Genomic DNA, 7976 nt, shown 5'->3' with positions numbered 1-7976 from the left:
GGGGTTCGCGGCTCAGTTGCAGATCGACTTGCGCAGCATGGTTGCTGTAGATGTGGCAGTCGCCGCCCGTCCAGATGAAGTCGCCCACCGCCAAGTCGCATTGCTGCGCCACCATGTGGGTCAGCAGCGCGTAGCTGGCGATGTTGAAAGGCACGCCCAAGAACAGATCGGCGCTGCGCTGATAGAGCTGGCAAGAGAGCCGGCCGTCGGCGACGTAGAACTGGAACAGCGCGTGACACGGCATCAGTGCCATGGCGTCCAAGTCGGCCACATTCCACGCACTGACGATCATGCGGCGCGAGTCGGGGCTGCGGCGAATTTGCTCGATCACTTGGCTGATCTGGTCGATGTGACGGCCGTCGGCGGTCGGCCAAGAGCGCCACTGCACGCCGTAGACCGGGCCCAAATCACCGTCCTCTTGGGCCCACTCGTTCCAGATCGAGCAGCCGCGTTCTTGCAGCCAGCGCACGTTGCGCTCGCCACGCAGGAACCAGAGCAACTCCAAAATCACCGACTTGAGGTGTACCCGTTTGGTGGTGACCAGCGGAAAGCCTTCGGCCAGATTGAAGCGCATCTGGTGGCCGAAGATGCTTTTGGTGCCGGTGCCGGTGCGGTCTGTTTTGGGGGTGCCATGGTCACGCACGTGGCGCAGCAGGTCTTCAAAGGGAGGGTGTGCTGTCATGGGCAAAAGGGTTCAGGCGCTGAACTGCATGGCCGCCAAGCGGGCGTAAAGGCCGCCTCGGGCTACCAGCTCGGTGTGGGTGCCTTGGTCGATGATGCGGCCGGCGTCGAGCACCACGATGCGGTCGGCGCGTTGCACGGTGGCCAAGCGGTGCGCGATGACCAAGGTGGTGCGGTTTTGCATGGCGGCTTCCAGGGCGGACTGCACCACGCGTTCGCTTTCAGCGTCCAAGGCACTGGTGGCTTCGTCGAGCAGCAGCAGCGGCGGATTTTTCAGGATGGCGCGCGCAATGGCCAAGCGTTGGCGTTGACCGCCCGACAAGCGCACACCGCGCTCGCCCAGATCACTGCCATAGCCCTCGGGCAGCGCCATGATGAAGTCATGGGCGTGGGCGGCCTTGGCGGCGGCTTCGACCTCGGCGATGCTGGCTTCGGGCCGACCGTAGCGAATGTTTTCCAGCGCGCTGGTGGAAAACACCGTGCTGTCTTGCGGCACGATGGCCATGCGTTGGCGCAGATCCGCCAGCGAGGCTTGGTCGATGGGCACACCGTCGAGCAAAATGCGCCCCTGCTGGGCGTCATAAAAGCGCAGCAGCAACTGAAAAACAGTGCTCTTACCCGCACCGCTTGGGCCCACCAAGGCGACGGTCTCACCGGCGCGGATGTCGAGATCGAACTGGCTCAGCGCTGCTTGGTCAGGGCGCGAGGGGTAGTTGAACTGCACGCCCTCGAAGCGCACGGTCGAGCCGTTACGGGTCGGCGGTAAAGCCTGCGGTTGACGGGGTTCTTGCACCGACGAGCGCGTGGCGAGCAACTCCATCAAGCGCTCGGTGGCACCGGCGGCGCGCAACATGTCGCCCCAGACTTCCGACAACACCGCCACCGAGCCCACCAGCAGCATCACAAACACCACGGTTTGGCCGAGGTGACCGGCGCTGATCTTGCCGTCCATCACCGCTTGGGTGCCTTGGTACAGGCCCCAAAGCAGCGCGCCAAAGGTGGCGCTGATGATGAAGCCCACCAAGGTGGCGCGCACCCGGGTACGCCGCCTTGCGGTGTCAAAAGCGCCCTCAGCCGCGACCAAATAGCGCCCGGCTTCGCGGCTTTCTTGGGCGTAGCTCTGCACCACCGGAATCGCGTTGAGCACCTCAGCGGCGATGGCGCTGGTGTCGGCAATGCGGTCTTGGCTGGCCCGCGACAAGCGGCGCACCCGGCGGCCAAAGTAGATGGAAGGCAGCACCACCAGCACCAAGATGCCCAGCACCTGCGTCATCACGTAGGGGTTGGTGACGATCAGCATGCCCAGCGCGCCTAAGCCCATCACGGCGTTGCGCAACCCCAAGCTCAGGGAGGAGCCGACGACGGTTTGCACCAAGGTGGTGTCGGTGGTCAGGCGTGAGAGCACTTCGCCGGTGGCGGTGGTTTCGAAGAAACCAGGGCTTTGGCGCACCACGTGGGCGTAGACGGCGCTGCGTAGATCAGCGGTGACACGCTCACCCAGCCACGTGACCATGTAAAAGCGTGCGGCCGAGAACACCCCCAGCGCCACACCGATACCAAAGAGCGCCAAGAAGTACCCGCGCAAGTCCACCAGACGTTGGCCGGCGGCAGCCGGGTCAGGTGGGTTGATGCCTTGATCGATCAAGGTGCGCAGCGCCATCGGCACCGCCAAGGTGGCCAAGGCCGCACCGATCAAAAAGAGCAGCGCCAAGGCGATCTGTCCCCGGTACGGTCGCAAAAAAGGCAGCAGGCCACTCAAGGACTGCACCTGTGCGGTGGCTGGGGGAGAGGCTTGGGTCATGGTTTCAAGGCTGTTGTTCTTAGTGCATGGCCTGCGCCCGCACCATGTTGGTGTAGAGGCCGTTATGGGCCATCAGCTCGCTGTGCGAGCCGGATTCGGCCACGCGGCCGTCGAGCAGCACGATGATGCGGTCGGCGTTGCGCACGGTGCTGAGGCGGTGAGCGATCAGGATCAAGGTCTTCTTGCCGTGCCACTGCTCAATAGACTGCTGCACGGTGCGTTCTGATTCGGTGTCGAGCGCCGAGGTGGCTTCGTCAAACAGCCACACCGGCGCGTCCTTGTAAAGCGCCCGGGCAATGGCCAAACGTTGACGTTGCCCCCCCGAGAGCCGGCTGCCGTTGGTGCCGACCGAGGTTTCCATGCCTTCCGGCAGCGAGGCGACGAAATCCCAAAGATTGGCTGAGCGCAGGCATTCTTCGATACGGGCCGGGTCGATGGGTTGGGCATAGGCCACATTGGCAGCGATGGAGCCCTCGAACAGCACGATGTCTTGCGAGACCACGGCAAATTGGCGACGCAGATCGGCCTTACGGACTTCGGTGAGATCGACGCCGTCGAGGCGGATCATGCCGCTGGTGGGGGCGATAAAGCCCAGCACGGTGCTGATGATGGTGGTCTTGCCGGCCCCAGAGGGGCCCACCAAGGCGATGGTTTGGCCGGCGGGAATATCCAAACTCAGTTCATGCAGGGCGGGCTTGTCGGTGCCTTCGTACTGGATAGAGACGCGATCAAAGTGGATCTGGCCCTTGAAACCCGACAGCTCCTTGGTGCCCTTATCGGGTTCAGCCGGGGTATCCATCAGCTCAAAAGAGGCCTTGGCCACGATCAAGCCGTTCAGGATCGGCTGTGAGATGTCGGTGAGATGGCGCATGGGCGAGATCGTCATCAGCAAAGCGGTGAGGAAAGCGACAAAGTCGCCGACCGAGGTGCCTTGCTGGGCTGATTCCACCAGCGCCAGGGTCAAGATCAACGCCACACCGGCGCTGGCAATGACTTGGGTGAGCGGCGTCATGGTCGAGCTGGCGGCCACATTTTTGAGCGTCAGGCGGTGCAGTTGCTCAGCCTCACGCTTGAAACGCTGCTTTTCGAACTCAGCCGCGTCGAAGGTGCGCACCACGCGCCACGCCCGGGTGACGTCATCGACGATACCCACCAAGCGAACTTGCGACTCGTACCAAAGCGTGCCCACCGCGTTGACGCGTTTATGCACCAAGCGCACCACCACGGCCAGCAGGGGCAGGGTGATGAGCGAAAGCAGCGTGAGCTGCCAGTTGACGTAGAAAAGGTAGCCCATCAAGGCCACCAAGGTGGTGCCGTCGCGCAGCAAGGTGGTGACGGCGCTGGACAAGGAACTGGCGGCCGATTGCGGGTCGTTGATGACTTTGCTGGCCGCCACACCGGGGCTGAGACGGGTGTAGAGGCTGGCATCAGCCCGCAAAATCGCACCGATCAAGTCGATACGGATGGCCATCACCGCTTGCGAGGTGGACCAGTTCAGCAAATAGGTGCCCAAAAAGGCCAGCAGACCCCGCACCGCAAACAAGCTGATCACCACGACCGGCACCACCCACAAGGGGTAGGGCAATTTGCCCTTGAAGCCGGTGTCAAGCAGCGCTTTGAAGAGTGCGGGTACGGCCGGTTCGACCGCTGCCGACAGGAAGAAAAAAAGCACCCCGAGGATGCTGCCCCATTTAAAGGGCTTGATGTAGCCGAGCAGGCGAGAGGTGGTGGATGGATGTGTCATGAGCGGCTGGGGCCGGAGGGCACACCGCTGCGGCAGGGCGTCGGTCTACACAACCCCACGGCATGGGGAGCGGCGATTGTATATTGGTCGCTATGTCTTCTTACCCTACGCATTGGCTGTGTTCTCGTCGGCGCTGCATGAGTTCTTTGGGGGGGCTGGGTGCTGGCCTAGCCTTGGGTGTGGCTGGGTGTGGCCCTTCCGAGACACCCCGCCAAGGCCCAGTTTATCGGGATCAGCCCGCTCCCTTGAGTCGGCCGGTGTGCCGCTGGGCGGTTCACCCCTTGCATAACCCGCGCAAATTGTTCGAGCGCTATCAGCCGCTGATCGAATGGCTCAACCTGAAAGTGCCCCAAGTGCGCTGGGTGCTGGAGGCATCGCGCGACTATCCCGAGTACGAGCGCAAGTACCGTGCGCGCGCTTTTGAATTCATCCTGCCCAACCCATGGCAAACCCTTGACGCCCTGAAGTTTGGCTACCACGTGATTGCCATGGCGGGCAATCCAGCGCAGTTCAAAGGCATCTTGATCGTGCGGCGGGATAGCCATTTCAAATCGCCTTTGGATTTGCGTGGCCGCACCATCAGCTATCCAGCCCCCACTGCTTTGGCGGCCTGCATGATGCCGCAATCGTGGCTGCGCTCTCAGGGGCTGGATGTGATGCGCGAGACCCAAAGCATGTTTGTGGGCTCGCATGAGTCGGCCATCATGAACGCCTACTTGGGCCGCTCTGCCGCTGGGGGAACGTGGCCGCCGCCGTGGCGGGTGTTTCAAAACGAGCACCCCAAGGAGGCTGCCGAGCTGATGCTGGCGTGGGAGACGCCGCCGCTGGTCAATACCTCTGTGATGGTGCGTGATGATGTGAGTGCGGTCGTGCGTAACGCGACCCGTCAAGCCTTGCTCAGTTTGGCTGAGACGCCGGAAGGTCCGGCGATGTTGGATGGGCTCGATATGGATCGCTTTCATCCGGCGCAGGACATGAGCTATGACGTCGTGCGGGATTACGTAGCGCGCTTTGAGCGCGACATTCGCCGGGTGGAGGCGTTGTGATGAAACTCGGTACGGTGCGCATGCAGCTCATCTTGGCGGTGGCCTTAGTGCATGCCTTGCTCATGAGTTTGTTCATCCTGGATCTGTCTTGGCGGCAGAAAAATCTGTTGCTTGAGCAGCAAGCTGAACATGGGTTGGCCCTTGCACAAAGTGTGGCCACGTCCTCTGCGGGCTGGTTGGGTGCCATGGATGTGTCGGGTTTGCAGGAAATCATTGATTCGCAACATCGTTATCCCGAGTTGCTGTTTGCCATGGTCTTGACCCTTGAGGGCCATGTGGTCGCGCATACCGACCGTCAGCGCTTGGGGCAGTTTGTTGACATGGATGAAAGCAACCAAGGGGCTCTGCGCCCACGGGTGATCAGCCGCACCGCCGATCTGGTCGATACCGTGGTGCCGGTGATGTTGGCGGGCCGGCCGATTGGCTGGGTGCGCGTCGGCTTGGGCCAGAACGTGACCCGGGCGCGGCTGGAGCAAGTCATCCAAGACGGTGTGCTCTACGCTTTGGCGGCGGTGATCTTGGGCTCTTTGATGGCTTGGTGGTTGGGGACGCGCCTGACAAGGCGTTTGGCGCTGATCCAAACCATGACGCATCGGGTGCGCTCTGGCGAAGCCGTGCCCCCTGTCGAGGTTCCTGGCGATGATGAAGTGGCCATGCTGGCGCACGATTTCCATCGCATGCTCAGCACGCTGGAGGCGCAACGCCAAGAGTTATTTGCCTCCCAATTGGCGCTGGCCGAGGAGTCCAACCGGCGTCGCACCATGGTGGAAGAATCCAACGACGGTATCGTGGTTTTGAACGAACAAGGTGGTGTGTCCGAGGCCAATCGGCGTTTTGCTGTGATGTTGGGCTACACCCCCGCCGAGATGCTGGCCCTGCATGTTTGGGATTGGGATGCTCGTTGGCAGCGGGATGACATGCTCGATGAACAAGGGCGCTTCGCCCCCAAAGGCGCTCATTTTGAGACCCAGCATCGGCGCAAGGGCGGCACCACGCTGGACGTCGAGGTCAGCAGCAGTGGCATGTTTATCGGTGGCCAATGGCTCTATTTCTCGGTGGTACGCGATGTCAGCGAACGCAAACGCACCGAGTTGGAGTTGACCCGCTACCGCCACAGCCTCGAAGAGCGGGTGACGCAGCGCACCGCGCAGCTCAGCCAAGCCCGCGAGCAAGCTGAGGTTGCCAACCGTGCCAAGAGCGCTTTTCTGGCCAATATGAGCCACGAAATTCGCACGCCGATGAATGCGGTGATTGGGTTGACCTATCTGCTGCAAAAAGCGAATCTGCCCTCTGCACAGGCCCAGCGGCTGGACAAAATCGCGGTGGCTTCCAGCCATTTAAAGGCCATCTTGGATGACATCTTGGAGATTTCCAAGATTGAAGCGGGGCGGGTGAACTTGGAGTGCATCGAGTTCTCTGTGCCCTTTTTGTTGGGTCAGGTGGTGGCCTTGGTGGAAGAGTCCGCCAGCAGCAAAGGCTTGCGGATCACCATGGATGCCGACCCTTCTCGCTGGGTGTTGTGTGGGGATGTGACCCGCCTACGCCAAGCCCTGCTCAACTACGTCAGCAATGCCATCAAATTTACCGAGCAAGGCGCGGTGTCTTTGCGGGCCTCGGTGGAGAAAATCGACGAGGGTGCAGGCGCAAACGATGCCGCCCTTTTGCGTTTTGAAGTCGAAGACAGCGGCATTGGCATGACCCTTGAGCAGCAGTCACGGCTGTTTTGCGACTTTGAGCAGGCCGACACCTCGACCACGCGTAAATACGGCGGCACGGGTTTGGGGCTGGCGATCACCCGTCGGCTCGCTCTGCTGATGGGGGGCGAGACGGGGGTGATCAGTCAGCTTGGGCAAGGCAGCACCTTTTGGTTCACCGCCAAGGTGAAACGGTGTCAGGCCTCGGTGGCGTTGGGAGCTTCGCCGCCGCAGATCATGCCGCCTGAACAAGATCCGGAGACCCTGCTGCAACACCACCATGCCGGGGCGCGCATCTTGTTGGCCGAGGACAACCCGATCAACCGCGAAGTGGTGCTTGATCTGCTGGAGTCGGCCGGCTTGGTGGTTGATGTGGCTGACGATGGCCGCATGGCGTTGGCCAAGGCGACCCAAGGGGGCTACGACCTGATCTTGATGGATGTGCAAATGCCGGAGATGGATGGCCTAAGTGCCACGCGTGCCATCCGGGCCTTGCCTGGCCCCGACGGTGGTGTGCCCATTTTGGCCATGACGGCCAACGCTTTTGCCGAAGACCGCCAAGCTTGCTTTGAGGCCGGTATGAACGACTTTGTCGCCAAGCCGGTGGACCCCGATGCGCTGTTTGCCCAGTTGCTCCATTGGCTGAAGGCTGAAGGCTGAAGGTGGGCTACCGTAGCGTTGCATCACTGATGCACCCGACCCCATTCCTCTTCGAAGACACGCACCAAACTTTGATCCGATAGTCGATTGGGTGGCATCTCTAAGCGAGCCATATCGGGCGGAAAGTCGAACAAAGTTGGCAAGCCTTGCAGGGTGAGAAAGCGCAACTTGGGGGGCAGGGCGGCGGGTGGATGCCAAGGGCGATGGCTGGCAAGGATGTAGCCCCATTCGCCAAAGCTGGGCACATGGGCGTGATATGGCGTGGCGTGCAGACCCACGGCGTTCACGGTGGCTGCCACCGTCCAAAAGCTTTGCCGAGCGATCAGCGGTGAGGTGGTCTGGATCACGGC

General features: G+C 61.8%; 5 protein-coding genes and 1 pseudogene. 2 read left to right on the top strand and 4 right to left on the bottom strand.

The genetic code is table 11. The annotated features are described in order from the left end of the window. From AC3VI7_RS11420 to msbA, 3 genes are all read right to left on the bottom strand, one after another. Positions 1-682 (bottom strand): thymidylate synthase (locus AC3VI7_RS11420; RefSeq protein WP_489671537.1); only part of this gene is annotated, 682 nt, incomplete at its 3' end. A 12-nt stretch (positions 683-694) separates the two neighbouring features. Further along, positions 695-2482, bottom strand: coding sequence for an ABC transporter transmembrane domain-containing protein (locus AC3VI7_RS11415; RefSeq protein ID WP_489671155.1), 1788 nt, complete (start codon positions 2480-2482; stop codon positions 695-697). Positions 2483-2501: 19 nt separating this feature from the next. Then, positions 2502-4226: a lipid A export permease/ATP-binding protein MsbA gene (gene msbA / locus AC3VI7_RS11410; RefSeq protein ID WP_489671156.1), complete on the bottom strand. Its 1725-nt coding sequence runs from the start codon at positions 4224-4226 to the stop codon at positions 2502-2504. Between the two features lie 92 nt (positions 4227-4318). Here msbA and AC3VI7_RS11405 point away from each other — a divergent pair, with 92 nt between their 5' ends. Together AC3VI7_RS11405 and AC3VI7_RS11400 are read left to right on the top strand one after the other, a co-directional pair. Further along, complete coding sequence (locus tag AC3VI7_RS11405; protein WP_489671157.1) at positions 4319-5272, top strand: phosphate/phosphite/phosphonate ABC transporter substrate-binding protein; 954 nt, start codon at positions 4319-4321, stop codon at positions 5270-5272. Then, the gene (locus AC3VI7_RS11400) at positions 5272-7626 is read left to right on the top strand and encodes a response regulator (RefSeq protein ID WP_489671158.1); all 2355 of its coding nucleotides are present in this window, start codon (positions 5272-5274) and stop codon (positions 7624-7626) included. Before AC3VI7_RS11405 ends, AC3VI7_RS11400 begins: the two co-directional genes overlap by 1 nt. A 23-nt stretch (positions 7627-7649) precedes the next feature. On the opposite strand, the pseudogene AC3VI7_RS11395 reads toward AC3VI7_RS11400, so the two are convergent. After that, positions 7650-7976 (bottom strand): annotated as a pseudogene (locus AC3VI7_RS11395) (polyamine aminopropyltransferase); the annotation flags it as partial.

Source organism: Leptothrix toolikensis (SeqCode), assembly GCF_057922285.1.
Note: the sequence above shows the minus strand (reverse complement) of the source record. Positions and strands in the feature narration are given on the sequence as shown.